At 59.9% G+C, this 25,339-nt stretch carries 25 protein-coding genes, 2 tRNA genes, 1 other RNA gene and 5 pseudogenes; 22 read left to right on the forward strand and 11 right to left on the reverse strand.

The window, feature by feature from the left end; all coding sequences use genetic code 11:
- Positions 1 to 141 precede the first annotated feature (141 nt).
- Positions 142 to 1,313, reverse strand: a pseudogene (locus P0120_15560) (IS3 family transposase).
- A gap of 63 nt (positions 1,314 to 1,376) precedes the next feature.
- Here P0120_15560 and P0120_15565 point away from each other — a divergent pair.
- Positions 1,377 to 1,910, forward strand: a pseudogene (locus P0120_15565) (IS3 family transposase).
- A gap of 262 nt (positions 1,911 to 2,172) precedes the next feature.
- Here P0120_15565 and P0120_15570 read toward each other — a convergent pair.
- Positions 2,173 to 3,262 (reverse strand): annotated as a pseudogene (locus P0120_15570) (IS3 family transposase).
- Between the two features lie 284 nt (positions 3,263 to 3,546).
- On the opposite strand from P0120_15570, the gene istA reads away from it, so the two are divergent.
- Both istA and istB read left to right on the forward strand, forming a co-directional pair.
- On the forward strand, positions 3,547 to 4,884 hold the full coding sequence (istA, locus tag P0120_15575; GenBank protein MDF0675736.1) for an IS21 family transposase: 1,338 nt from the start codon (positions 3,547 to 3,549) through the stop codon (positions 4,882 to 4,884).
- Positions 4,881 to 5,663, forward strand: a complete 783-nt coding sequence (gene istB / locus P0120_15580; protein ID MDF0675737.1) for an IS21-like element helper ATPase IstB — start codon at positions 4,881 to 4,883, stop codon at positions 5,661 to 5,663. Before istA ends, istB begins: the two co-directional genes overlap by 4 nt.
- Positions 5,664 to 5,875: 212 nt before the next feature.
- On the opposite strand, the gene P0120_15585 is transcribed toward istB, so the two are convergent.
- Both P0120_15585 and P0120_15590 read right to left on the reverse strand, forming a co-directional pair.
- Entirely contained in the window at positions 5,876 to 6,475 is a 600-nt protein-coding gene (locus P0120_15585; protein MDF0675738.1) for a transposase, read from the reverse strand.
- Positions 6,430 to 6,954, reverse strand: a complete 525-nt coding sequence (locus P0120_15590) for a hypothetical protein (GenBank protein ID MDF0675739.1) — start codon at positions 6,952 to 6,954, stop codon at positions 6,430 to 6,432. Before P0120_15590 ends, P0120_15585 begins: the two co-directional genes overlap by 46 nt.
- A gap of 396 nt (positions 6,955 to 7,350) precedes the next feature.
- Between P0120_15590 and P0120_15595 the strand changes: the two genes are divergently transcribed.
- Both P0120_15595 and P0120_15600 read left to right on the forward strand, forming a co-directional pair.
- Positions 7,351 to 7,605: a hypothetical protein gene (locus P0120_15595; protein ID MDF0675740.1), complete on the forward strand. Its 255-nt coding sequence runs from the start codon at positions 7,351 to 7,353 to the stop codon at positions 7,603 to 7,605.
- Positions 7,606 to 7,673: 68 nt separating this feature from the next.
- The gene (locus P0120_15600; GenBank protein ID MDF0675741.1) at positions 7,674 to 7,976 is read left to right on the forward strand and encodes a DDE-type integrase/transposase/recombinase; all 303 of its coding nucleotides are present in this window, start codon (positions 7,674 to 7,676) and stop codon (positions 7,974 to 7,976) included.
- A gap of 500 nt (positions 7,977 to 8,476) precedes the next feature.
- Here P0120_15600 and P0120_15605 read toward each other — a convergent pair whose 3' ends face one another.
- The 5 genes from P0120_15605 to P0120_15625 all read right to left on the reverse strand — a co-directional run bounded on the left by P0120_15605 (position 8,477) and on the right by P0120_15625 (position 10,187).
- Positions 8,477 to 8,737 (reverse strand): hypothetical protein, encoded by a 261-nt coding sequence (locus P0120_15605; GenBank protein MDF0675742.1) that lies wholly within the window; start codon positions 8,735 to 8,737, stop codon positions 8,477 to 8,479.
- A 75-nt stretch (positions 8,738 to 8,812) separates the two neighbouring features.
- Positions 8,813 to 9,382, reverse strand: a complete 570-nt coding sequence (locus tag P0120_15610; GenBank protein MDF0675743.1) for a hypothetical protein — start codon at positions 9,380 to 9,382, stop codon at positions 8,813 to 8,815.
- Positions 9,383 to 9,393: 11 nt separating this feature from the next.
- Positions 9,394 to 9,627 (reverse strand): hypothetical protein, encoded by a 234-nt coding sequence (locus P0120_15615; GenBank protein ID MDF0675744.1) that lies wholly within the window; start codon positions 9,625 to 9,627, stop codon positions 9,394 to 9,396.
- Positions 9,624 to 9,938, reverse strand: coding sequence for a hypothetical protein (locus tag P0120_15620; GenBank protein MDF0675745.1), 315 nt, complete (start codon positions 9,936 to 9,938; stop codon positions 9,624 to 9,626). The genes P0120_15615 and P0120_15620 overlap by 4 nt, the downstream gene beginning before the upstream one ends.
- Positions 9,939 to 10,031: 93 nt before the next feature.
- The gene (locus P0120_15625; GenBank protein ID MDF0675746.1) at positions 10,032 to 10,187 is read right to left on the reverse strand and encodes a hypothetical protein; all 156 of its coding nucleotides are present in this window, start codon (positions 10,185 to 10,187) and stop codon (positions 10,032 to 10,034) included.
- 335 nt (positions 10,188 to 10,522) lie between these two features.
- Here P0120_15625 and P0120_15630 point away from each other — a divergent pair, with 335 nt between their 5' ends.
- From P0120_15630 to P0120_15655, 6 genes are all read left to right on the forward strand, one after another.
- Positions 10,523 to 10,735, forward strand: coding sequence for a hypothetical protein (locus tag P0120_15630; protein MDF0675747.1), 213 nt, complete (start codon positions 10,523 to 10,525; stop codon positions 10,733 to 10,735).
- Positions 10,736 to 10,768: 33 nt separating this feature from the next.
- Positions 10,769 to 10,915: a transposase gene (locus P0120_15635; protein ID MDF0675748.1), complete on the forward strand. Its 147-nt coding sequence runs from the start codon at positions 10,769 to 10,771 to the stop codon at positions 10,913 to 10,915.
- Positions 10,916 to 10,991: 76 nt separating this feature from the next.
- A complete protein-coding gene (locus P0120_15640) occupies positions 10,992 to 11,579 on the forward strand; it encodes a hypothetical protein (GenBank protein MDF0675749.1) in 588 nt (195 codons plus the stop codon).
- 93 nt (positions 11,580 to 11,672) lie between these two features.
- Positions 11,673 to 12,847, forward strand: a protein-coding gene (locus P0120_15645; protein MDF0675750.1) for an IS3 family transposase whose coding sequence is annotated in 2 segments (ribosomal slippage) — positions 11,673 to 11,949 and positions 11,949 to 12,847 — 1,176 coding nt in all. Because the reading frame shifts where the segments join, the coding sequence is not laid out codon by codon here.
- Positions 12,848 to 12,902: 55 nt separating this feature from the next.
- Entirely contained in the window at positions 12,903 to 13,790 is an 888-nt protein-coding gene (locus P0120_15650) for a transposase (protein ID MDF0675751.1), read from the forward strand.
- 88 nt (positions 13,791 to 13,878) lie between these two features.
- Positions 13,879 to 14,079 carry a hypothetical protein gene (locus P0120_15655; GenBank protein MDF0675752.1) on the forward strand — a complete coding sequence of 67 codons (201 nt, stop codon included), beginning with the start codon at positions 13,879 to 13,881 and terminating at the stop codon, positions 14,077 to 14,079.
- 303 nt (positions 14,080 to 14,382) lie between these two features.
- On the opposite strand, the pseudogene P0120_15660 reads toward P0120_15655, so the two are convergent.
- Positions 14,383 to 15,562: pseudogene (locus tag P0120_15660) on the reverse strand (IS3 family transposase).
- Between the two features lie 63 nt (positions 15,563 to 15,625).
- Here P0120_15660 and P0120_15665 point away from each other — a divergent pair.
- From P0120_15665 to P0120_15700, 8 genes and pseudogenes are all read left to right on the forward strand, one after another.
- Positions 15,626 to 16,159: pseudogene (locus P0120_15665) on the forward strand (IS3 family transposase).
- A 108-nt stretch (positions 16,160 to 16,267) separates the two neighbouring features.
- Positions 16,268 to 17,401: an ISNCY family transposase gene (locus P0120_15670; protein MDF0675753.1), complete on the forward strand. Its 1,134-nt coding sequence runs from the start codon at positions 16,268 to 16,270 to the stop codon at positions 17,399 to 17,401.
- A gap of 83 nt (positions 17,402 to 17,484) precedes the next feature.
- Positions 17,485 to 17,574, forward strand: a tRNA-Ser gene (locus P0120_15675).
- Positions 17,575 to 17,818: 244 nt separating this feature from the next.
- An RNA gene (ffs, locus tag P0120_15680) (signal recognition particle sRNA small type) lies at positions 17,819 to 17,918 on the forward strand.
- 113 nt (positions 17,919 to 18,031) lie between these two features.
- A complete protein-coding gene (gene dnaX, locus P0120_15685; protein ID MDF0675754.1) occupies positions 18,032 to 19,825 on the forward strand; it encodes a DNA polymerase III subunit gamma/tau in 1,794 nt (597 codons plus the stop codon).
- The gene (locus P0120_15690) at positions 19,822 to 20,145 is read left to right on the forward strand and encodes a YbaB/EbfC family nucleoid-associated protein (GenBank protein MDF0675755.1); all 324 of its coding nucleotides are present in this window, start codon (positions 19,822 to 19,824) and stop codon (positions 20,143 to 20,145) included. The genes dnaX and P0120_15690 overlap by 4 nt, the downstream gene beginning before the upstream one ends.
- A 2-nt stretch (positions 20,146 to 20,147) precedes the next feature.
- A complete protein-coding gene (gene recR / locus P0120_15695) occupies positions 20,148 to 20,750 on the forward strand; it encodes a recombination mediator RecR (protein MDF0675756.1) in 603 nt (200 codons plus the stop codon).
- A gap of 159 nt (positions 20,751 to 20,909) precedes the next feature.
- Entirely contained in the window at positions 20,910 to 21,287 is a 378-nt protein-coding gene (locus tag P0120_15700) for a TraR/DksA C4-type zinc finger protein (GenBank protein ID MDF0675757.1), read from the forward strand.
- Between the two features lie 47 nt (positions 21,288 to 21,334).
- Here P0120_15700 and P0120_15705 read toward each other — a convergent pair whose 3' ends face one another.
- Positions 21,335 to 22,258, reverse strand: a complete 924-nt coding sequence (locus P0120_15705; GenBank protein MDF0675758.1) for a hypothetical protein — start codon at positions 22,256 to 22,258, stop codon at positions 21,335 to 21,337.
- A gap of 527 nt (positions 22,259 to 22,785) precedes the next feature.
- Between P0120_15705 and P0120_15710 the strand changes: the two genes are divergently transcribed.
- From P0120_15710 to tig, 3 genes are all read left to right on the forward strand, one after another.
- Positions 22,786 to 23,199, forward strand: a complete 414-nt coding sequence (locus tag P0120_15710) for a hypothetical protein (protein MDF0675759.1) — start codon at positions 22,786 to 22,788, stop codon at positions 23,197 to 23,199.
- A 656-nt stretch (positions 23,200 to 23,855) separates the two neighbouring features.
- Positions 23,856 to 23,938: transfer RNA gene (locus P0120_15715), tRNA-Leu, on the forward strand.
- 44 nt (positions 23,939 to 23,982) lie between these two features.
- Positions 23,983 to 25,293, forward strand: coding sequence for a trigger factor (gene tig, locus P0120_15720; protein MDF0675760.1), 1,311 nt, complete (start codon positions 23,983 to 23,985; stop codon positions 25,291 to 25,293).
- The last annotated feature ends 46 nt before the right edge of the window (positions 25,294 to 25,339 follow it).

Below are 25,339 nucleotides of genomic sequence, written 5' to 3' on the forward strand. Positions count from 1 at the left end.
GGTCAATCTATTTCAACAGGGCTACGTGTGGACTGTTGACAGAGGCCCTATTCATGGGAGGGCCACCATGACACGGGCGACAGTCCTACAGGAGGTCAGACTGACCCCGGTTGTCAATAGTGGACGCCATGAATTGCCGCCTCACGCCGCCAGCTGTTGACGAGCCCACTGCTGGGCAAACACCGCGGGCGAGCAATTTCCCAGCCTGGAATGCCGACGCTGACGGTTATAGAAAACCGATGTACTCCGTGATCTCTCGCCGAGCCTGCTCCCGTGTTTCATACCGCCGGTGGTGCACCAGCTCATTCTTGAGCGTTCCCCAGAAACTCTCCATCGGCGCGTTATCATAGCAGTTGCCCTTCCGACTCATAGACGGGGTCAGGCCGAACTGCCGCAATTGCGCTTGATAGTCCTGGGCACAATATTGAGAGCCGCGATCAGAATGATGAATGAGCCCCGGGGCCGGGCGCTTGGTGTCGAGAGCGTTCCTGAGCGCCCCCTGCACCAAGTCCGTCGTCATCCGCGCCCCCTCGCATGCCCAACCACCTCACATGTATACAGATCTTTGATCCCCGCCAGATACAACCACCCTTCTGCGGTGGGGATATACGTGATGTCGGTGACCCAGGTCTCGTTCGGGCGCGTGGCGACAAACGTTTGGGCCAAGACATTCTCCGCCACCGGCAGCGAGTGCTTTGAATCCGTCGTGGTCGTGAACCAGCGCACCTGTTTGCAACGTAGTCTCAGTTTCTTGCGTAGCCGTTTGATGCGTCCGACCCCAGCGGGGAACCCATCCTCACGCAATTCCGCTTGGAGACGTTCCGGCCCATAGGTCTGCCGGGTGCGCACATGCGCGGCCTGGATCGCCACTTCTAGGCGCGCGTTCTCCTGAGCGCGCTTCGAGGGACGGCGCGTGCGCCAGGCATAGTACCCACTTCGGGACACCTCCAGCACCCGACACAACACACTCAGGGGATACTGGGGCCGCAGCGTCCTCATGAGCGCGTACCGGGCAGCTGCGCCTTGGCAAAGTACGCGGTGGCTTTTTTTAAGATGTCGCGCTCCATCCGCGCCTCGGCCAGGTCGCGCTTCAGCCGAGAGACCTCGGCCTCCAGCTCTGTCACGGGCCGTCGGCTCTCCCCCAGCGTCGCGAGCTGACCGCGCCGGGCTCGACACACCCAGTTCTCGAGCGTCTTGCCCGACATGGCCAGGCGTCTTGCTACCTCTGGAATCGTCAACTTCTGTTCCAGGACCAGCTGCACCGCTTGCTCACGGAACTCCTTCGTATACTGCTGTCGCGGAACTCGTTCCATCTCACACCTCCAGACCTCAGATCATAGGTTGAAGGCGTCCACTTTTTCGAGCCTAGCACAGACAATCTCCTGGCTCAAACGTTCACCGCAACGCGTCCGAATGAGACCTGGGTCACTGATATCACCTATATCCCCACGGGGGAAGGGTGGGTGTATGTAGCGGGGATCAAAGATCTGTACACGTGTGAGGTGGTCGGGCATGCGATGGGCGCTCGGATGACGACGGACTTGGTGAGCCATGCCTTGGACAAAGCCGTAGGGGCGAAGCGTCCGCGACCGGGACTCGTCCACCACTCCGATCGCGGCTCACAGTACTGTGCCCACAAGTAGCAAGGTCGATTGCGCCAGTTGGGCATGACTGCGTCCATGAGTCGGAAGGGTCACGGCTATGACAACGCACCGATGGAGAGTTTCTGGGGAACGCTGAAGAATGAGCTGGTGCACCACCGGCGCTACGACACGCGAGAGCAGGCCCAGCGTGAGATCACGGAGTACATCGAGATCTTCTCTAACCGGCACCGGCGCCACTCCCGGCTCGGGAATCGCTCCCCGGCGGCATTTGCCCAGCAGTGGGCCCGTCAGCTGCCGGCGGCGTGAGACTGCAACTCATGGCGTCCACTATTGACAACCGGGGTCAAACGGACGTTTCGCCGCTGGACTACCCGCTACGAAGCCGAAGGCGCGGCGGGGTGAGCGGATCGGCGCCTGAATCGGGCCTCCGCTCGAGCAGCTCCGGTGGATGAGGTCGTGCAGATGGTGACCTTGTATGAGACTCGCTACACGGGGTGGACGGTGAAGCATTTCCACGAGCGCTGGCACCAGGAACACGGCGGCACACGCTCCTATACGTGGACCAAGAGTTATAGAAGAGCTCGATGTACTCCGTGATCTCTCGCCGAGCCTGCTCCCGTGTTTCATACCGCCGGTGGTGCACCAGCTCATTCTTGAGCGTTCCCAGAAACTCTCCATCGGCGCGTTATCATAGCAGTTGCCCTTCCGACTCATAGACGGGGTCAGGCCGAACTGCCGCAATTGCGCTTGATAGTCCTGGGCACAATATTGAGAGCCGCGATCAGAATGATGAATGAGCCCCGGGGCCGGGCGCTTGGTGTCGAGAGCGTTCCTGAGCGCCCCCTGCACCAAGTCCGTCGTCATCCGCGCCCCCATCGCATGCCCAACCACCTCACATGTATACAGATCTTTGATCCCCGCCAGATACAACCACCCTTCTGCGGTGGGGATATACGTGATGTCGGTGACCCAGGTCTCGTTCGGGCGCGTGGCGACAAACGTTTGGGCCAAGACATTCTCCGCCACCGGCAGCGAGTGCTTTGAATCCGTCGTGGTCGTGAACCAGCGCACCTGTTTGCAACGTAGTCTCAGTTTCTTGCGTAGCCGTTTGATGCGTCCGACCCCAGCGGGGAACCCATCCTCACGCAATTCCGCTTGGAGACGTTCCGGCCCATAGGTCTGCCGGGTGCGCACATGCGCGGCCTGGATCGCCACTTCTAGGCGCGCGTTCTCCTGAGCGCGCTTCGAGGGACGGCGCGTGCGCCAGGCATAGTACCCACTTCGGGACACCTCCAGCACCCGACACAACACACTCAGGGGATACTGGGGCCGCAGCGTCCTCATGAGCGCGTACCGGGCAGCTGCGCCTTGGCAAAGTACGCGGTGGCTTTTTTTAAGATGTCGCGCTCCATCCGCGCCTCGGCCAGGTCGCGCTTCAGCCGAGAGACCTCGGCCTCCAGCTCTGTCACGGGCCGTCGGCTCTCCCCCAGCGTCGCGAGCTGACCGCGCCGGGCTCGACACACCCAGTTCTCGAGCGTCTTGCCCGACATGGCCAGGCGTCTTGCTACCTCTGGAATCGTCAACTTCTGTTCCAGGACCAGCTGCACCGCTTGCTCACGGAACTCCTTCGTATACTGCTGTCGCGGAACTCGTTCCATCTCACACCTCCAGACCTCAGATCATAGGTTGAAGGCGTCCACTTTTTCGAGCCTAGCACACTGACGCATCGTCCCCCTATTCTCCGACTAAGTAGGGCGGAGCGCCAGGATGTTGCTACGTGCCAGGGCCAAGATGGCCTGCTGCGCAGCCGTCGTGAGACGTAAGAGTGTGCGCCGCGCATGCTGAATGACCTTCCCGACCGTGTTGACTGTCAGCGGTCATGCAATAATCCCCAGATGCGGTCAGTGAATTCTCCCCACCCTTATTAAGAAGGAGGAGGGAGATGGAGCTTGACGAGACCAACGAGACAACGATCATGCGGCCCCAGGTGGATCCCGCTGGGGAGGCATGCATGGTGGATGAGGCACGGTGGGCAGAGATCCGACGGTTGTTTGACGAAGCACGAGTCTCTATTTCGGAGATCGGGCGGCGCGTGGACTTGGATCGCAAGACGGTCCGCCGCAGTCTGCGGCAGCCGACATGGCAGCCCTACCAGCGGGCCGTGGTGGCAGCGATCTTGCTGACGGCTCATGCCGACTGTGTGCGGGCCCGGGCGCCGCAGGTCGGGTACTCGGCGCGGATTCTCTATCAGGCACTGCGGGCGCATCACGGCTCCCCTGGCAGTTATGAGACGGTGAAGCGGTTCGTCGCGCCGCTGCGCGAAGTCCAGCTGCAAGCGGACCGGGCGTTGCTCCGGTTTGAGACGCCGCCCGGCCAGCAGAGTCAGATTGATTGGGGCCAAGCCACCGTGCCCTTTCGTGCGGGCCCCGTCGTGATCCACGTGTTCGTGCTCACATTGGGCTTCAGCCGCCGTGGGGTCTATCACGCCTGTGCCGATGAGCGACTGGCGCAATTTCTGGAAGCCCATGAACGGGCCTTTGCGCATTTCGGCGGCCACACGCGGGAACATCTGTATGACCGGCCGCGGACCGTGTGCTACGCGGATGAGACGGGACGACGGATCTGGAACCCCACATTCAACGCCTTTGCCGACGACTGGGGCTTCGAACCCCGTGTGTGTCGGCCCTATCGGGCACAGACGAAGGGCCAGGTCGAATCGGGCGTGAAGTATCTGAAGCGGAATTTCCTACCGGGACGGACGTTCATCGATGTGGTGGACTTCCAGACCCAACTCGATGAATGGACCGCGACGAGCGCCGATCAGCGCCTGCATGGCACGACGCATGAGCAACCGATCGTGCGGTTCGAACGAGAACGCGAGCAGCTCGTCCCCCTGGCGGGTCAGCAGAGTTTTCAGCAGGAAGCCCGTGTCTCCCGGATCGTGGCCGACGACTATCTGGTGAGTCTGGACACGAACCGCTATTCCGTCCCGTTCCGCTTCATCGGGCAGCGGGTGGAGGTGCAGCGACGGGGCGAGCGGGTGCCTATCTTCTCTCGCGATCGCGAGGTGGCGACGCATCCCGTACTCTCAGGCCACCACCAATTTGGCATCCTGCCGGAGCATGGCCCCGGCGCCATCGCGCGGCTCCCGCGCCAGCGGCGCTCGACCATACACGAGCCGGGCCCACGTGCTGGGTCGCTGCCCGAGGTCGAGAGCCGGGATCTGGCCTGCTACGAGGCGCTGTGTGGGAGCGCCGCGGCGCACGAGGTGCAGCCATGAACGCCGCGCCACTGGACCGGCTCCGTGAACAGCTGACGCCGCTGCGGCTCTTGCAGAGCCGCGAACGGCTCGACGCCCTCTTACAGGAGGCGGCGACGAAGGAGCTCTCGTATGCCGACTTCCTGGATCAGGTCCTGGGCGAAGAAGTCGCCGCAAAAGCGGAGAAGAACATCACGATGCGGACCAGTCTCGCCCGCGTTCCGTTCGTGAAGAGCCTGGAGGCCTTCGATTTCGCCTATCAACCCTCGCTGGATAAGAAGCAGCTCCAGCAGGTGGCGACGTGTCACTGCATTGAGCACGGCGAGAATGTCGTGATCCTCGGGCCACCCGGCGTGGGCAAAAGCCATCTGGCGATTGGGGTCGGGCTCAAAGCCATTGCGCAGGGCTATCGCGTGTTATTTACGACGGCGGCCGCGATGATTGCCCTGCTGACTCGCGCGCAGCTAGAGAATCGGCTGGAGGACAAGCTGAAGTTCTACACCATTCCGCGCCTCCTGATCATCGATGCGATTGGCTATTGGCCGATGGACCGCACGGGGGCGAACGTGTTTTTCCAACTCATCTCACGCCGCTACGAGAAGGGGCCGATGATTCTGACCAGTCATCAGAATTTCGGCGCCTGGGGGGAGGTGTTTGGCGACCGCGTGCTCGCGACGGCGATCCTGGATCGGGTCCTGCACCACGCCATCACCATCAATATCCGCGGACATTCGTACCGACTCAAGGACAAACTCAAAGCCGGACTCGTGCGAATGGAGGAGGCTTCAACGACGACGTAACCCCAGTGTGGGGAATTTTCGATGACCATAACTGGGCACATTTGGGTGCCCCTTGACAGTTGAACACCAGAAACCGTAGCCGCTTGGGCCGAGCCTCCGACAAATCTCTGGGTAAGGCCAGACGCTTCAACGCACTGAGCAGGTTGTAGGTCAGGATGTTGAGCCGGAACCAGACGCCGAACTTCTAGCTGGGGAGCGCCGCGGCCGCCAACTCATTCTTCAGGACATGATGGGCGTGTTCGACGATGCCAGCTTTCTCCCGATGCCAGCGGATCAGCGTCAGGTCGTCTCCCTCTCGGTTCGTCACGATCGCGAAATGTTTCACCCTGCCGCTTGCGGACCCGCACGGCTAGATAACGACGGACACAAGGCCGATCCTTCCGATGGTCGCCGTCCTCGGGCACATACGGGACCTCGGCCCACTCGTGGATCGCGTCGGGCTCGTCACGCTCCGGCTGCCAGACGTGCTCCGGGAGCCGCCCGATCTCGGCTCGCAGTTGTGGACTCATATCGGCACTGATGGCATAGCAGATCCCCCGCGCCGGCTTCTCACACCAGGCGAGCACATCCTGCTCATACAACGCGCTGTCACCCCGGACGAAGGTCTGTGTGATCCCGGGCGGCAAGGCGGCGAGGGCCCGCTCCACGACACGCACGTTGCCACAGCCGGCTGGCATATTCCCATCCCGGGATTCATCGTGCACAATGACGTCCTGCTCAGCCCAGACCGCGATGACGGGTTGATAGCCTCGTGTGCTCTCGTACGTCATGGTCGCCGTGTGCTTGTGTGCTTCCAGGATCGTCGCATCCACGTCCAGTGTGGCGGTTCGTTGCGGGGCCGCCAGCTGCACAACGGCCAGGACGCGCCGGTTCGCGGTCCCGACACCCGCCAGGGCGCGGACTCCTCAGGGATGGCCGTCTTCTCGCCGATGCGCCACAACGGGGGCTCCTCCACATGAAAGGTCTCCAAGAGATCCCGTACCGTCGTGGCCGCGGGCAACTCGTAGCCCAGCAACGTCGTCAAGGCGACATCCACTCGCAGCGTCTTGAGGCCCTGGCAGCGGTCCCCGCCCGCCGTCCACAACGCGATCAGCGTCTCCACCAATTGCGTGGAGGTCAAGCCGCGCTGCCGCTGTTTGAGGCGGACCTGGGCATTGACGACCTGCGCGGCACCGACCTGGCGAAACAGCTCGATCACCAGCGGCACGCCCGTATGCGCGGTGACGAGGCGGGGATCAAACCGGTCATCAATCTCGAAGGGAAGTTGTTCAGATGGCAGCAGCTCAGGCATCGCGCTCCTCCTTGGCGTCAGTGTCACCCACAGGGTGACACTGACGCAATGCCGATGCCATGCGAGTCCCCGCTCTTCATGAGGTCGGAACCAATCTCGGTCTCTTCCACTCTCGCGTGTAGCCGGAGAAGAGGACCGTACCCTGTCAAGCCCAAATAGAAATGTCAGGTTTTATGTTTCGGCTGCTGCCGGGTGTGGTCCTCGTTCCGACCGCCATCGCTTGCGCCAGGGATGATCCGCCGCCGGTTCGATCGGGCGCCGCGACCGGGACAGCGTCATGCCCACTGCCGTCGCTGTCAGCGCCGATGGTATAAGTCGCCAAATCACCGAACTGAAAGTCCCCTGAAGACCGACGACAATGTCCCTTCACTGCTCACAACGACAGAGGAGGGACGCATGCTGCGAAAGGAGGACTTCACGGTGATTCAAGCATTGGCCCAACGGGGGCTCTATCTCTGTGACATCACCAACCAGGTCGGAGTGCACCTGCGGACGGTACGCCGGGCCTTGACCCGGGGTGGGGCGCCAGCCCTGCGACCGAGTCGGCGAGGCAGTCGGTTGGATCCATACCGAGCCGACATCGACCGACTCCTGGCCGAGGACGTCTGGAACCCGATGGTGATTTTCCGGGACCTGCAGGCCAAGGGGTAGACGGGCCGGCTCTCGATTCTGCGGGACGATATCCGGCCCAAACGAGCGGGCGCGTTCGGCGGGCGACGATGCGGTTCGAAACGGCCCCGGGCCGGCAGGTGCACAGCGAGTGGGGCGAGCACCGCACGCTGATTGCCGGCGTCGAGACCACCGTCCACTTCATCGTCAATACGCTGGGCTTCTCGCGGCGGTTCCACTTCTGGTGCACGGACAGCGAGGACGCGGAGCACACCTATGACGGGCTGATCCGAAGCTTCGAATGGTTCGGTGGCATCCCGGAGGAGATCCTGGTGGACAATCAGGCAGAAGGACTGGGTGTACTACCGGCGTTGTGCGTTCACCATATTGTCTTCAGCCGTGTAGCCGGATAGATATGCGAATCCGCTAGCCAGCATATAGATCGGACGATTGATCCCATAATCGAGCGCTTGGCCAATCGGATGTGAGGCGAATGTGAACCAACGAAGAGGGTGATCGTTGATGGGCGATCCAGCCGCCGGGTCTGAGTAGACCAGTGCGGTGCTGTCCAGAATGTTGTAAATGCTTGTTGGGGGAGTGTACTCCCTATCGTCGGCGCCTGCGCTCTGTTGGCGTGTCGTGCTACAACCTGTTGCGACCAGAGCCAACATCATGAATCCGACAACCTTCGCCGTTGCTCTCATAGATGACCTCTTTTGTTTCAACTCCTGTACAAGCTCCTCCAGCCAGATACGTCCCAATGACACTCAGAAGTGTAAACGAAATCCTTCGTTCTGTCCAGGTCACAGAATTGCCTTGTGTAGTTAGCACATGATCTGTCCGGGTTAGCCCACCTTCCGCAGTTCGTGAGGTCAGAGTCAGGGATTTCAACGGGTTTCGCCAAAAGTCGGCACTACACGGGGACTGCTGCCGCGACCGACGAGGTCATCCGCAAGCGGTGTAGCAAGTCCAGGCCCAACCGGTCGAGCAAGGCGGCCTGAGCCCGATCCGGCCGCACGACGCAGCGCAGCCGGACCTCCCGCTCATCGGTCGTTGGCAACACCACATCGGTGCTCTGAATGGTCCGCAATTCCTCCAAGATGGTCCGCGGGCTGTGGTCCAGGCTGGCCCGCTGCTGCCACTGTTCCAGAGTCTTCCACAGCACATAGGCCAAGAAGCAGACCAGGATGTGAGCCTGGACTCGGTCAGCGCGTTGATGCCAGATGGGGCGCAGGGCCGGGTCGCTTTTCTAAATCCGGAAGGCGGCTTCGGCGTCGGCGGGTTGGACATAGGTGCGCCACAAGTCCTCCGGACTCCAGTCCGGCATGGTGGTGCGCCGCACGTCGCAGCCTTCGCTGACGCGAGCCCAGTCGTCCCACTCCGGCTGGACGGTCCACGTCACCCGAAGGCCCGCCGCAGTGGTCGGGTCTGCCACCACGTCGATCACGTACCGTCCGGCGGTGCGGGCATTGTGCGCCAGGAGCCGGCCGATCTGCCGCTCGATAGGGCCTCGGTCCAGGGGATGGCGCGCCTGGCTGAGTCGTCGGGCCAAGCGTACTACCCCGCCCTCAATGCGCTGCCCGAAGCGCCTGTGCATCGCCTGCTCCGTCTCACGCCGTTCAACCGACCGGACCAACAGGAACGTCTCGGTTCCCATGGGGCCAAGGCAGGTGTTCGCGGTCATCCCCTCGCGCACCGTCGTCCAGTCTCGCTTGTCGCTCAGCGCACGTGTCCATTTGCGTGATTCGCTCTTCGGCGTGCCGAGCAGATACCGGCGGCCACTGGCCCGCAGCCATGCGAGATTCTCCTCACTGGTCATGCCCCGATCCATCACCAGATCCGCTGCGCGAGCCCATAGCGGGCTTCCATCGTCCCCACGATCTCTTCGACCGTCGTCACGTCGGGGCGGTTACCGGCGAAGACCTCATAGCCCAGGGGCACGCCTTCTCGCGTGACCACCAAGGCGAGGCACACCTGCTTGCAGTCCGGTCGGTGATCCCGGCTGTCACCTCGTTGCGCGAGGGGATTATTGGCCGCGTACCCTTCGAAATAGGTGCTCGTCACGTCAGAGAGCAGCAGGTCATAGTCCAGCGCGAACAGAGCTCCCGGAGTCGGGCAACCAGGTGAGACTCGAGCGCCCGCTTGTGGGGCAGCAGGCGATCCAAGGCTCGATAGAGCCGGTCGTCATTGACCACGTCCGCCGGCACGCCCAGCAGATCCTCCAGCGCAGTCTGCCGGTACCAGGTCTCCGCAATGTGCAACTCACCGGCCGGTTCACACAGGCGGGCCAGGACCAAGATGGCTGCCATGGTCGCCCAGGGGGCCGCCTCACGGCCTGCGGGCTGCAGCGTCGAGAATATCGTCTCGAGCCTCACGGCGCGCCACCGTGTCCAGCCCAACCACACGTCGCCGAAGCGGCGGCTCCACTCCCGCCGCACACGATCCAAATGGACCGGGATGCCTGTGTCCTAGGCGGCCGCCGGCGTGAACAGATTAGGTTGTCTGACACGCTCGATGAGCGCCTGAGCCAGCACCTTCGCACGCGCTCGGCCCTGCACGTCCCGTTCACCCAACTGCGCCCCCGTCTGCTGGACAACCCGGCAGTCCATCCGCACGGACCGCACCAGTTGCCACTACGTATGGACCTGGCCAGCTTTGCGGCGTGTCATGTGACGCAGGTACATCGCGAGCCCTTATGCGCCAGAGGCCAGGCCGGGGTCAATGGGGTTGGCCGCCACAACATCGTGGTTTCACGTAGGTGGCCATTGGGCTGTCACGGGGTTGCCCGAACGCAGCGGGCGAAAAAAGACTCCGCGGTGACCCAACTGCGGAAGTTGGGTTAGGGTGCGCCCTCAAGGAGATTCCATGAATAGGGCCCCCTTTCAATCGGTTGACAGTCGAGGCCTGATGGGCCAACTGTCCACGGTGAGCGATCACCACCAACGAACGGGGGCAGCGTATGGTGTACGTCGGATTGGATGTCAGTGGCAAGAGTCTGGTGGGTTATGCGGTCAATGAGCGGAAGCAGCGGGTGTGGATGGGGGAGCAGCCGGCCACGCGGGGCCTGTGGGCGCTGGTGCGGCTGCCGGTGAGTGCGCCGTTGCGGCTGATCCTTGAGACCTTCATGACCAGCATCGCAACGCTGGTGACCGCTGAGCAGCAACTCACCTAGCGGCTGCTGGCGATTGAGGATCGACGCTGTCCGTTGCTGGAGAGCATGCCGGCCATCGGGCCGCTGGCGTCCCGCGTCGTGCTGAGCGCGGTGGATGAGGCGCGACGCTTTGATGACCAGAAGACCGTAGCCAACTATGGGGCCTTGGCTCCCACCATTTATCCTAGAAACGGCAGTTGAAGCAGCGGCCTGCTCCGGGATAGCCTTGCTGGAAGCGGATTGGGGGCATCGTTCTTCGCGCAAAGGGAGTCACCGAATGGGTGAGGCAACACGCAAGGCATTGGCAGGACAGAACGGGGTGATCGCGCTTGATACCTTCGGAGGGCGAATCCACGTCGAATGGGATCCAGCGGCGGCCGTCACGCCGCTTGGCCAGTTGCCCTTCTTCATCGAATTTCTCAAGGTGAGCGGCGTATTTGAGGCGTGGGTGGCCGATTGCCCACTGGTCTACCAGAGCAACCATGCGTCGGATAAGCGCGCCGTGCTCGCGACGTTGCGGCTATCGATCCTCTGTGGCCACCACCGCTATGCGCATATCACAGCGATTCGTCATGACGGCATTCACCCTGAGCTCCTGGGCGTCGCGCAGCTGGTTTCGGAGGATGCGGTGCGACGCGCACTCGCCCGGATAGATGAGTCGTTGGGCGTGGTCTGGCTCAACCGACATCTGGCGAAGACGACGCAGCCGTTACTCACTACGCCGTGGATTCTGGACCTGGATACAACGGTGAAGTGCCTGTACGGCAAGCAGGACGGGGCGGTGGTCGGCTACAACCCGAAGAAACCAGGGCGCCCCTCGCACAGCTATCACAGCGCGGTGATGGCCACCACGCGGCTCGCGTGAGCGGTGGACGTGCGACCGGGGAATGAGACGGCCTGTGCTAGGCTCGAAAAAGTGGACGCCTTCAACCTATGATCTGAGGTCTGGAGGTGTGAGATGGAACGAGTTCCGCGACAGCAGTATACGAAGGAGTTTCGGGAGCAAGCGGTGCAGCTGGTCCTGGAACAGAAGTTGACGATTCCGGAGGCAGCCAGACGCCTCACCATGTCGGGCAAGACCCTCGAGCGCTGGGTGTGTCGAGCCCGGCAGGGTCAGCTCGCGACGCTGGGCGAGAGCCGACGGCCCGTGACGGAGCTGGAGGCCGAGGTGTCTCGGCTCAAACGCGATCTCGCTGAAGCACGCATGGAGCGTGACATCCTAAAAAAAGCCACCGCGTACTTTGCGAAGGCGCAGCTGCCCGGTACGCGCTCATGAGGACGCTGCGTCACCAGTATCCGTTGCGTCTGTTGTGCCGGGTCCTCGACGTGTCCCGAAGCGGGTACTATGCCTGGTGCACCCGCCGCCCCTCGACGCGCGCCCAGGAGAACGCGCGGCTGGAAGTGGCGATCCAGGCCGCGCATGTGCGCACGCGGCAAACCTACGGCCCAGAGCGGCTCCAAGCAGAATTGCGTGCCGACGGGTTCCCTGCTGGGGTCGGGCGTATCAAACGACTGCGCAAGAAACTGGGACTGCGTTGTCAACAAGTCCGCCGGTTCACAATAACCACGGATTCAACGCATGCGCTGCCGGTAGCGGAAAACGTGTTGGCTCAGACCTTTGCCACCAGGCGACCGAATGAGGCTTGGGTCACCGATATTACCTATGTGCCGACCGTGGAAGGATGGCTGTATCTGGCTGGCGTTAAGGATCTCTACACCTGTGAGGTGGTCGGCCATGCGATGGACGCCCGGATGACGACGGACTTGGTGCAGGATGCACTGATGAAGGCCATCGACACCAAACGTCCAGCCCCGGGGCTCATTCATCACTCCGATCGCGGGGCTCAATATTGTGCCCAGGGGTATCAAGCAACGCTGAGGCAGTTCGGCATGATCCCATCCATGAGTCGGAAGGGGAATTGCTATGACAACGCGCCGATGGAGAGTTTCTGGGGAACGCTGAAGAATGAGCTGGTGCATCATCGTCGCTACGAGACCCGTGAGCAGGCTCGGCGCGAGATCTCGGAGTACATCGAGCTCTTCTATAACCGTCAGCGGCGGCATTCTCGGCTCGGGAATCGCTCGCCCGCTGCGTTTGTCCAGCAATGGGTCCGTCAACAGCTGGCGGCGTGAGGCTGCAATTCATGGCGTCCACTATTGACAACCGGGGTCAGCCCTGCTGCACAACATGCCCGGGATCTGGGCGTGGCTGGATGCCTTGCCGAAGGCGGCGCGCCCCGCTGTGCTGCGAGGGGACGTGGCTTTTGGCAACGAGGGGGTGCTGCGTGAGGCCGAGACCCGCGACCAGCCGTATCTCACGAAGCTGCGTCTCACGAACAAGGTGAAGGCCCTCATCAAGACACTCTTCCGCTCCACCGCGTGGGAAGAGGCGGGACACAGCTGGGAAGGAGTCGAGGACACGCTGAGGCTGTCGGGGTGGAGTCGCGCACGACGCGTGGTGGTGTTGCGCCGACCCCTCACCGGCGAGCTGCTCATGACCGAGAAGGATGACGATCAGGAACGTCTTGCCTTCATTGAGAGTGACGTGCCGACCAAGCGGTACGAGTACGCCGTGCTGGTCACCTCAACCCGGTACGAGATCCTTGCCCTCGCCCAGCTCTATCGCGAGCGGGCCGATGCTGAAAATCACTTCGATGAGTTGAAGAATCAGTGGGGCTGGGGTGGTTTGACCACGCAGGACCTGGCGCGCTGCCGGCTCATGGCACGGATGGTGGCACGGATCTACACCTGGTGGACGCTGTTCGTGCGGCTCGCCCAGCCACACAAGCACTTCGAGGCGATCTCCAGCCGGCCGCTGTTACTGCATGGCGTCGCTACGCACACGCATCACGCGGGACAAACGCGCCTCACGATCACCAGCTTGCACGCCAAGCGCTCGGCCATCCAAGCTGTGCTGCCCAACGTGGCGGGCTTTCTGAGGACCCTCAAAGCCACTGCGGAGCAATGGACCGATGCCGACCGCCTGCGGGCGATTCTCACCCGCGCGTTCGCCACCTTCATGCTCTCAACCGCGGGCCCTCCGACCTTCTTGACCTCCAAAGCTGCACCGACATGACACGTTGACTGCCGTTTTTAGGTTTATCAGAGTGGCGCGGTGCGGCAGGTGGGACGGATCAATCGGGATGGGGGGTGAGGTCCGGCGGATGCTCTTGCAGTGTGCCCATACAGTGGTGCGCATGAAGAGTGCGGGGGTGAAGCCGCTCCAACAGTTCTATGCACGGATTGCGAAGCGGCGGGGGAAGAAGATTGCGATCGTGGCCTTGGCGCGCAAGCTGCTGACCACGGCGTACGGCGTGTTGAAATCCGAGCAGCCCTATGACCCGCGCCGGTTGCAGCCCGCATGAGGTGTCATGTGTACGAGACAGTCGGGCCAGGTTGGTACACCCTGATGGACAGGCACAGACCGTGAGCCCGCATATGCCTTGAGGTCTCCACCTCGTTCTGGAGATTGGGCGGCTGTCTTTGAACCGGAAGGTTGGGCGACCGAGCCCGCAGGGGAGGTGAACGGTCAATCTATTTCAACAGGGCTACGTGTGGACTGTTGACAGAGGCCCTATTCATGGGAGGGCCACCATGACACGGGCGACAGTCCTACAGGAGGTCAGACTGACCCCGGTTGTCAATAGTGGACGCCATGAATTGCCGCCTCACGCCGCCAGCTGTTGACGAGCCCACTGCTGGGCAAACACCGCGGGCGAGCAATTTCCCAGCCTGGAATGCCGACGCTGACGGTTATAGAAGAAGAAACCGATGTACTCCGTGATCTCTCGCCGAGCCTGCTCCCGTGTTTCATACCGCCGGTGGTGCACCAGCTCATTCTTGAGCGTTCCCCAGAAACTCTCCATCGGCGCGTTATCATAGCAGCAGTTGCCCTTCCGACTCATAGACGGGGTCAGGCCGAACTGCCGCAATTGCGCTTGATAGTCCTGGGCACAATATTGAGAGCCGCGATCAGAATGATGAATGAGCCCCGGGGCCGGGCGCTTGGTGTCGAGAGCGTTCCTGAGCGCCCCCTGCACCAAGTCCGTCGTCATCCGCGCCCCCTCGCATGCCCAACCACCTCACATGTATACAGATCTTTGATCCCCGCCAGATACAACCACCCTTCTGCGGTGGGGATATACGTGATGTCGGTGACCCAGGTCTCGTTCGGGCGCGTGGCGACAAACGTTTGGGCCAAGACATTCTCCGCCACCGGCAGCGAGTGCTTTGAATCCGTCGTGGTCGTGAACCAGCGCACCTGTTTGCAACGTAGTCTCAGTTTCTTGCGTAGCCGTTTGATGCGTCCGACCCCAGCGGGGAACCCATCCTCACGCAATTCCGCTTGGAGACGTTCCGGCCCATAGGTCTGCCGGGTGCGCACATGCGCGGCCTGGATCGCCACTTCTAGGCGCGCGTTCTCCTGAGCGCGCTTCGAGGGACGGCGCGTGCGCCAGGCATAGTACCCACTTCGGGACACCTCCAGCACCCGACACAACACACTCAGGGGATACTGGGGCCGCAGCGTCCTCATGAGCGCGTACCGGGCAGCTGCGCCTTGGCAAAGTACGCGGTGGCTTTTTTTAAGATGTCGCGCTCCATCCGCGCCTCGGCCAGGTCGCGCTTCAGCCGAGAGACCTCGGCCTCCAGCTCTGTCACGGGCCGTCGGCTCTCCCCCAGCGTCGCGAGCTGACCGCGCCGGGCTCGACACACCCAGTTCTCGAGCGTCTTGCCCGACATGGCCAGGCGTCTTGCTACCTCTGGAATCGTCAACTTCTGTTCCAGGACCAGCTGCACCGCTTGCTCACGGAACTCCTTCGTATACTGCTGTCGCGGAACTCGTTCCATCTCACACCTCCAGACCTCAGATCATAGGTTGAAGGCGTCCACTTTTTCGAGCCTAGCACAGACAATCTCCTGGCTCAAACGTTCACCGCAACGCGTCCGAATGAGACCTGGGTCACTGATATCACCTATATCCCCACGGGGGAAGGGTGGGTGTATGTAGCGGGGATCAAAGATCTGTACACGTGTGAGGTGGTCGGGCATGCGATGGGCGCTCGGATGACGACGGACTTGGTGAGCCATGCCTTGGACAAAGCCGTAGGGGCGAAGCGTCCGCGACCGGGACTCGTCCACCACTCCGATCGCGGCTCACAGTACTGTGCCCACAAGTAGCAAGGTCGATTGCGCCAGTTGGGCATGACTGCGTCCATGAGTCGGAAGGGTCACGGCTATGACAACGCACCGATGGAGAGTTTCTGGGGAACGCTGAAGAATGAGCTGGTGCACCACCGGCGCTACGACACGCGAGAGCAGGCCCAGCGTGAGATCACGGAGTACATCGAGATCTTCTCTAACCGGCACCGGCGCCACTCCCGGCTCGGGAATCGCTCCCCGGCGGCATTTGCCCAGCAGTGGGCCCGTCAGCTGCCGGCGGCGTGAGACTGCAACTCATGGCGTCCACTATTGACAACCGGGGTCAAACGGACGTTTCGCCGCTGGACTACCCGCTACGAAGCCGAAGGCGCGGCGGGGTGAGCGGATCGGCGCCTGAATCGGGCCTCCGCTCGAGCAGCTCCGGTGGATGAGGTCGTGCAGATGGTGACCTTGTATGAGACTCGCTACACGGGGTGGACGGTGAAGCATTTCCACGAGCGCTGGCACCAGGAACACGGCGGCACACGCTCCTATACGTGGACCAAGAACCGGTTACAAGCGGCTGGCCACGTCACCCGTGCTCGTCGACGCGGGGCCCATCGCAAAAAGCGACCGCGCAACCCCTTGCCGGGGATGATGCTGCACCAGGACGGCTCCCGGCATGAGTGGGTGCCCGGCTGTCAGTGGGATCTCATTGCGACCCTGGATGATGCGACCACCGAGCTCTACTCCGCCTTCTTTGTCGAGGAAGAAGGGACGATGAGCAGCTTCCAGGGGCTGCGGGAGGTCATTGAGGCGAAGGGCCTGTTCAGTTCCCTCTATACGGATCGTGGGACGCATTACTGGCACACGGAAGAGACCGGAGGCAAGGTCGATAAGACGCGGCTCACGCAGGTGCATCGTGCCTTGCGGCAATTGGGGATCACTCTGATCCCGGCCTATTCGCCGGAAGCGCGGGGCCGCTCGGAACGCGTCTTCCGCCCCCTGCAAGATCGGCTGCCCAAAGAGTTGGCCCTGGTCGGGATCACCACGATGGCCGCGGCCAACCGGTATCTCGCCGAGCAGTTTCTTCCGGCCTACACCCGGCGGTTTGCGGGGTCGGCCATTGAAGCGGGGACGGCCTTCGTCCCATGGATTGGCCCGAACCTGGGCGATATGCTCTGTGTCCAAGAAGAACGGGTGGTGGCCAACGACAACACCGTGCGCTATCCGGGCCTGAGCGTGCAGATTCCCCCCGACCGGCATCGGTTCCATGATGTGAAGGTCACGGTTCGGGTCCATGCATATCCGGATGGCACGTTGGCGGTGTTCCATGGCCCCCGATGCTTGGCGCGGTATCAGTCGGATGGGCAGGTGATCGAGCTGGACGGGACTCCCGCAGGTCGTCGCAGCCCGACCCGTGGATCGGACAACCGACCGATCGTTGATCCTAGGCCAATTGTGCGCGAAAAAGTTTCGGCGCGCGGCTGTAATTCTTCGAGAAGAAAGACCGGACAGATCATGTGCTACAGAAACCGGACAACTTAACTTGCATCTACAGGGGACGATGCGTCAGCTTGCCGGTCATGAACACGCATGCTAAGATATCACCCCTTTTTACTTCTCGATGCGGAGAGGTGCGAGAGTGGACGAATCGACATGCTTGGAAAGCATGCGTCCCGGCGACGGGACCGTGGGTTCGAATCCCACCCTCTCCGCCAAACCGCGCTTCGTATGTATCGCTCACTTTTTACCGGTGTATCGTAATTTCTGCGGGCAGATAGATACCTGAAGGGTTGACGGTGTTGGATGGTCTAGCAGGTTGCAGAAAACCCCTCCGTTCGCCCTAAGGCTCTCGAAGGATGAATGGAGCGGTCCTTGAATATCCTGAGGTTTTCCGTTCGTGCTCAGCCTGTCGAAGCACACAAATCGAGTTGTTCAGCAGGCTGATAGATCGAACATAGGGGCTGGGCCCTGTGCAATAGAACCCTGTGAACCCCGCCAGGTCCGGAAGGAAGCAACGGTAAGCAGCCAGTTCTGTGTGCCGCAGGATCACCTGGCCCCACTTTCTTGGAGAAGAAGAGCGGAGCATCGAGCTATGAGTTTTGCGTTGTTCGACCAGGAATGTTTAACCCAGCATCGACTGCGCATAACTGCGTAGGGTAGGCATAGCGAGAAATGGACTATCAAGTCTCCGCGCGTAAATATCGACCCAGTACGTTTGACGATGTGATCGGTCAGCCGCATGTGGTCCAAACGTTAATGAACGCGGTCTCGACCAAACGGATTGCGCATGCGTATCTCTTTTCAGGCACGCGAGGCGTGGGGAAAACGACCGTCGCACGAATTCTCGCGAAAGCACTCAACTGTGAACGAGGACCGACCAGCCATCCTTGCGACAGCTGTGAGAATTGCAGTGAGATTACGCAAGGGAACTCGGTTGATGTCATCGAAATCGATGGTGCGTCCAATACCAGCGTGGACGATGTGCGAGAGATTCGTGAGAACGTCAAGTTCACGCCGTTTCGTGGTCAGTTTCGTGTCTATATCATCGATGAAGTCCACATGCTCTCAAACTCAGCGTTTAATGCCCTGTTGAAAACGCTCGAGGAACCACCGGCCCATGTGGCTTTCATCTTTGCGACCACGGAGATTCACAAAATCCCCGCAACGATTCTTTCGCGATGCCAGCATTACAATTTTCGCCGTATTGCCAGAACCGAAATCATTGAACGACTTCGGCACGTGGCACTGCAAGATCGGTTGACGCTTGAAGAACGGAGTTTTGTGGCACTGGCTCGCGCCAGTGAAGGGAGTATGCGCGATGCCCTGAGCTTGCTTGATCAGGCCGTTGCATATGGTGGCAAGGCCATCTGCCACGCAGATCTTGAACTTCTGTTGGGAGCAGTCCCGCAAGAACTGGTGCAGGAGATCATTAAGGCGATTATCACCCAAGACAGCCATGCGGCCCTTGTCAGCCTGGCCAGGCTAATGGACCGAGGGCATGACTTGCGGGCGTTCTGCGCGGAGGTGGTGGAATGCATACGCAATCTGCTCGTGGCGGCAGTCGTTCCCGGTAGGGCCGAACTGCGTAGCTTGATTGAGACCTCGGAGGACGATCTGAACCAACTGTCGATGAATGCCAAGGAACTGACTCCTGAGCAGCTTCAGGAGTTGCTCGCAATCTTCGTTCAAGCGGAAGATTCCTTACGATTCAGCAGTCACCCTCGTTTTGTGATGGAGACCGCGGCTGTTCAAGCCACACGGCTGTTGTGTCGACGGCAGGGTACAGAGGCGCGTCCAGTACAGACATCGCCGTCTTCCAACCAGAAACCTCCGGCTGGGTCGGAAGGACGCAAGAGTGGGCCGCCACCTCCGCCGCCTTTGCGTCAGGACGTACCGGCTACGCCAAGGTCCAGCCCTAAAGCAGCTCAGACGTCCATGGCGGAAACAGATGAAGGGCGATCGACTTCATCTGTACTATTTCACATTCCACCGATCAATGAGGGAACAGCCACCCACACCACCATACCTCCCATAGCCGTCTGTCCACAACCGATGTTGCAGTGGGAGTTAGTCCAAGAAGAGGTTGCGGCTTCATTTCCCAATATCGCACCCTTTCTCGAATCCGGCAGGTTTGTTGGGATGGAGGGTGGCTTTGTCATTATCGGATTCGGCAAGCAAGCAACCGTAGCGAAAGCTAGATTGGAGAAAGCAGAAAATCTTTTGGTGTTGTCAAGGTTGTGCGAGCGCCAGTTGGGATATCCCATACCTGTCCGGATTATCGAGCTGACGGAGACACATCCACCGGGGCCAACCATGGCCCAAGTACGAGCGGCCAAGGAGCAAGAACAACGGCTGGTGTTGTTCGAACGTGCGAAGTCGAACCCGACGGTGAAGCAGGCCCTCGAGATATTCGGCGTCGAATTGGCCGACGTTCATATTATAGCCCAGCAGGAGGCAAGCGAATGAAAAATCCTTTCGGCAACATGAGCAACATACTGAAGCAAGCGCAGGCCATGCAGGAACAGATGGCCAAGATCCAGGAGCAAGCGACCTCAAAAACCACCAGCGGGACGGCCGGCGGCGGGATCGTCACCGTCACGGCGAACGGCGCGATGCAGGTCGTTGGCGTGGCGATCGATCCCGAGGTCGTCAAGAGCGGCGATGTCGATATGCTCCAGGATCTTGTGGTGGCTGCGACGAACGAGGCGCTCCGCAAGGCCAAGGAATTGATGGAAGGTGAAATGAAAGCCCTGACGGGTGGAATGAAAATTCCGGGTCTGTTTTAGCGATGCCCGTCGATCAACAAAGCTTGTTGGCGAGATTGATCAAGGAACTGGTCCGTCTCCCGGGAATCGGTCACAAGAGCGCCCAGCGGTTGGCCTTTCACCTCATGAAGGCCGAGCGAGAGGATGCCTTGCGACTGGCGGATGCCATTCGTGCGGTGAAGGATGGGTTGTCGTTTTGTAGACAATGTCGGAATATCGCCGAAGCAGACTTGTGCGAGTTTTGTCTCGACCCGAAACGCGATCGGACTAAAATCTTCGTCGTTGAAGAACCGAGCACGCTGTATGCCGTCGAACGGGCTGGCGCCTATCGAGGACTCTATCACGTCCTGTTGGGAGCGCTCTCTCCACTCGACGGTGTAGGTCCGGGAGACATCAAGGCTGAGGAACTTATTGAGCGCGTGAAACTCGGCGGGGTTGAAGAAATCATTCTCGCGACGAACCCCACTATTGAGGGAGAAGCCACAGCGATCTATCTGACCCGATTGCTCAAGCCTTTCGGCGTGCGCGTTTCTCGAATTGCTTATGGAATTCCCGTGGGTATGGACATTGAGTATGCGGACGAAGTGACGTTGCTGAAATCGATCGAGGGTCGGCGCGATGTATAGCCTGTACAGCAGGTTCCAACCCTCGTTGACCCCCTCTCATCTAGATTGGTATAGTTCACTGTTTCCCTTACACGCAGAACCCTAATCATGAAGATACGCCGTTCCGGTACACGCACTCCATCGACAAAATCGCAGGGCTCGGTGGGAGCCAGGCGTTCCGTGAACAAGCCGAAATCAGGCGCCCAGAACGCCAAGTATCCCGACATCCGCCGTGACCTCGAACGCCAACGCGCAGCCATCCTGAATGATGTCGGGGAAGTCCTGACACATCGAGGCGACCTCGCGACATTTCCGGACGTCAGCGACCAAGCATCCGCTGAGGTCGACCAGAATTTTTCCATGCGAATTCGCGATCGTGAGCGAAAGTTGCTGAAGAAGATCAATGAAGCATTGGATCAGATGAACGCCGGGACCTATGGGATCTGCGAACGCTGCAGCGGCGACATTCCCTACAAGCGGCTCAAAGCCCGCCCGGTAACCACCCTCTGTATCGAGTGCAAAACCCTTCAAGAACAGGAAGAGCAAGCTCGAGGCTGAATCGTTTTCTTCACGAGAATAGAAAATAATCCCGGTAGGGCGCGACACTACTGCTTCAAAACCTTGACGCGTTCTTTGGCGTGCGCAATCCGCGCTTCCTCTTCCGGAATCCCTTCTGAGAGTGCAAGGTAGGTTTCGTACTCAGAGATAGCGCGCTTAGGGTTCGTGTCTTCAATGGCTTCGGCTAAGTTGTACCTAGCCAAGGCATAATTGGGGCGAAGAATCACCGCTTTTTCAAACAAGCTTAGGCTAGCAGCTTTGTTTCCGAGTTTGACCTCGACCGTGCCAAGATTGTTCAGCACTTCCGGGATATTTGGCCTGAGAGCGAGCGACTGCAGCATCTCTGTTTTTGCCTTGTCGAGCTGACCTTTGGCTTCCTGGGCGAGGCCCAATTTATGATGGGCTTCGGCAAGCCACACCGTATTTGTGAATCCACTGGCGATCGCCTTTTGATACGCATCGGCCGCGATATCATAGTTCTTCTCACCGCAGTATGCGAGCTGGGCAGCTTGGCCCCGAGCAAATTGCTGCAAGGACGAAAACGGTTCTTTATCTTCGATTCCCTGCCGTTCCATTTTTTGCCCTCCATTTCCCCCTGCCGGATTGCGAAGACGATCAAGGAACTCCCGCCGGTATGGAGAGAAGAGTCGCACATAGGGATCAATGCTAAATGAGGCTTGGAGCAGGATCGGGCGTTCTCGCAGACCCGTGACGAGGTATTGCATCGTGGTTTTCTCATCACCTGTTTCGAAGAGAGCACTGCTTTCCATGTTCCCTCGCGCCTCAAGTTGAGCCACGTTCAGGTAGAATTCCACTGAGGGCTTCAGCCGTGAGAGCGTGTCTCGGAGTACCGAGTAGGGCTCAAGATCAAGACCTTTGGGAAATGTAAAGAGAGCTCCAACCAGTACACCATCTTCGTCAAAAAAATAGGCCTCTTCTGCGTGTAAGATGCCTTTCTCCTCAGGAATCATGAGCTCCTGGCCGCTCCCCCACGGCTTGACGATATGCGTGCTTGGTGGATGGTCTTTGAGGAACTCCGCCTTGCCCTCACAGAGTGCCGTTGATGAGAGCAAGACGAGATCGGTCTCTGAGGGAGGCAGAGGGGGGCGGCTGGGAGACGTTGAGCCACATCCCATTATCATGCTAAAAGCGATAAGGGCACCGGCTGAACAGAGGCACCTGAATAGGGTCATCACGCGATTCATTCGCAGACAGTACATGATTTGGTGGGAGCTTCGCGATGAGAAAATTAGTCCTGAATCGGGCGTAAGACAGAGAGGTCTGATCATTCTGCCCCGCCAGGGCCCCCCAGCATGCCCGTTCAGGTGCGTTGGACGGAATACGACGCAGTGGTAGGATTCCGTCCGCTGCTCAGCTGATCGGGAACTCTCTGAGTGATGTTTGGTGCCCAGCCGTTGACCCATTCCGGTGGCATCTCCCTCATCCATCGATTCCCGACGCGTATCGGACGGAAGCTTGCGGTTGCCCACGACAGCCGTTGAGCATTCAGAATTTGCTGACCCGCAACACAGGCCGTTCGCTCAGCGCCAACCAGGTCAAAGGACTCAATGGCCAACAGGTCGATGAGCTGTTGCCCAATAGGGATGTCGCTCTGGCGATCAAGGCCGACCTGCCGGTGATGTCGAGCGCCGATGAACAGACCGCGATCTTAGAGCGAACCATCCTGGAACGCGTCACGCGTCGTCCGCCGTTCAGTTTTCTGAAGTCCGTGGGAGCGATCGGTGAGATTCTCGCGCTCACCATCATGCTGGAGACCGGCGACATCGGGAGGTTGTGTCGCGTGGGTAACTTTAGCGTCGTATGGCCGCTGTGTCGTCCCTCACATACCACTCGCACGGGTTGTGATCGGTTGGGTCGCCCACGCCGCGAGCCACAACGAGGTTGGACCTGAAAGGGAGCCAGCGGATCTGTGAATCTGCTCCCGTTGGAGGGGGCGTGGTACCGACAGTGTTCTGGGGCACGTAAGGTTGCCAGGGGCGGAAAGAACTCTCGAGGAAGATTTCTCCCCATGCCGTGATCCTGATGGGTGACTGGTGCGAACCAACGGTCCGACATCGTATAAAACGAAAACAGGGGTGCGTGGCCGAACGATCACCGCCGCGGCGAGAAGATTGACAAGGGGAAAGAAGAAGATTCGTTTCACGGGAACGTCTGTGCCGACTTGACCTGCCGGCTAATGGGCAACCTCGTTCGCCCAGAAAAGATGGTCAAACAGTTGCGGAAATTAGGTTGGGTGAACTGCCCGGGCCATTGCCATGAAGTTTGGCGGGAGGTAATTCCCGTTTCAGGAAGGTCGTCCTGAGGTGTACCAGGACGAGCGTATGGCTAAAGTTTTCGATGAGCGATGGGAGATGGCCGAGATCAGTAAACAGGCTGGTAGACCATTCATACCTACATCCTAGAATAGGCCACCCCCGGTCGTATGGGTTGACATTACAGGTGCCCAACGGTACAACGCTATACGACATCTCGTGTTTTTGCAGTGTGAGCCATCTACTATTTTGCTGGATCTAGGTAGAGTGACAGCTCCGCGACATCCTCAACCATGCGAGAGTGGCGGAACTGGCAGACGCGCGAGACTTAGGATCTCGTGGGCAACCGTGGGGGTTCAAGTCCCCCCTCTCGCACCATACGTACGATCTCCTTTGCAGGGCGCCCAATCACGACGATGAAAATGGAAGTGACCGAGTTAGGACCGATGAAACGCGCCTTGAAAATCGAGGTGCCAGCCGATGAGGTGACACAACAATTTTCACGAGCGTATTCGGAACTCAACCGTCAGGTTCAGATTCCAGGGTTTCGACCAGGAAAAGCCCCTTTGACCATTCTAGAAAAACGCTATGCTAAGGCAGTGGAAGAAGATGTCATTCGCAAGCTCGTGCCGGATTTCTATGGTCGAGCCATCAAACAGGCTGGGATCAGTCCAGTAGTGGTGGATATTCCCCCTTTGGATCGGGTCAAAATCAAAAAAGACTCTCCGTTTACTTTCACGGCGACAGTCGAAATCAAACCCACGATCGACCTTCGTGACTATAAGCCCCCCAATCCTATTTCGCTCCAGGCTGACAAGCGCACGGTTGCGGAGGAACAGGTAGATCGTGCCATGGAGGTATTGCGCGAACAACAGGCCCGCCTGGATGCGGCCACACATGGCACGGTTTTAGCCGAAGGGAACTATGCCATTGTCGATCTCGAAGGATTCCTGGACGGAGCTCCTCTTGAAGGGACAAAGAAGGGGGGGCAGCTACATAGGGTGGGTTCGAGGGCCGCGTTGCTGGGGATTGAAATAGATGCTCACCTTATCGGAAGACAGGAAGGGGATGTCGTCGAGATTCCTCAGACCTATCCGGTAAGCCATCCGGACCAACGAGTTGCGGGAAAAACTGTCAGTTTTCGCCTAGTCATACAGGGAGTCAAGCAGAAGAAACTGCCCGCGCTTGACGATGAATTTGCCAAGGACTGCGGACCGTACGCATCGCTTCACGAGTTAAGGGAAAAGCTACGCGGTGAAATGGAAAATGCGCTCAAGAAGGATATCGAGGTGTCCTATAAGGACGCTCTTCTCAAACGCCTCATCGACACCCATCATTTCGATCTTCCTGACACACTCGTAGAACGGGAGCTCAGCACGATTGTGCGGCAGAAATTACAAGCACGGCAGCGTGGCAAAGTCACCGATTCTCTCCCTGCGCCAGAGATGGAAGAACTGAAGCGGATTCGCGACGAACACCGTGAGGAGGCAAATCGTCGTGTGAAAGCCAGCTTGATTCTTGAGGCCATCGCTGAAAAAGAAGGCTTGTCGGTGAGCCAGGATGATCTGAACAATGAAGTGGTTCGACTAGCCACGGAGCTCAGGGTGCCGATGAACGATCTCGTGAAAATGATCCAGGCTGGCGGTCAGGACTCCATTGAGGAATTACGCGCGAGGATCTTGGCCGACAAGGCACTGGATGTTGTCTATCGTCAAGCGGTCATTCAAGGATAGGCGCGGTGATCGTTTCACGCGGATTCTGGCGGCCGGAAGTTGTCCA

It is taken from the genome of Nitrospira sp., assembly GCA_029194675.1.
Lineage (GTDB): Bacteria > Nitrospirota > Nitrospiria > Nitrospirales > Nitrospiraceae > Nitrospira_D.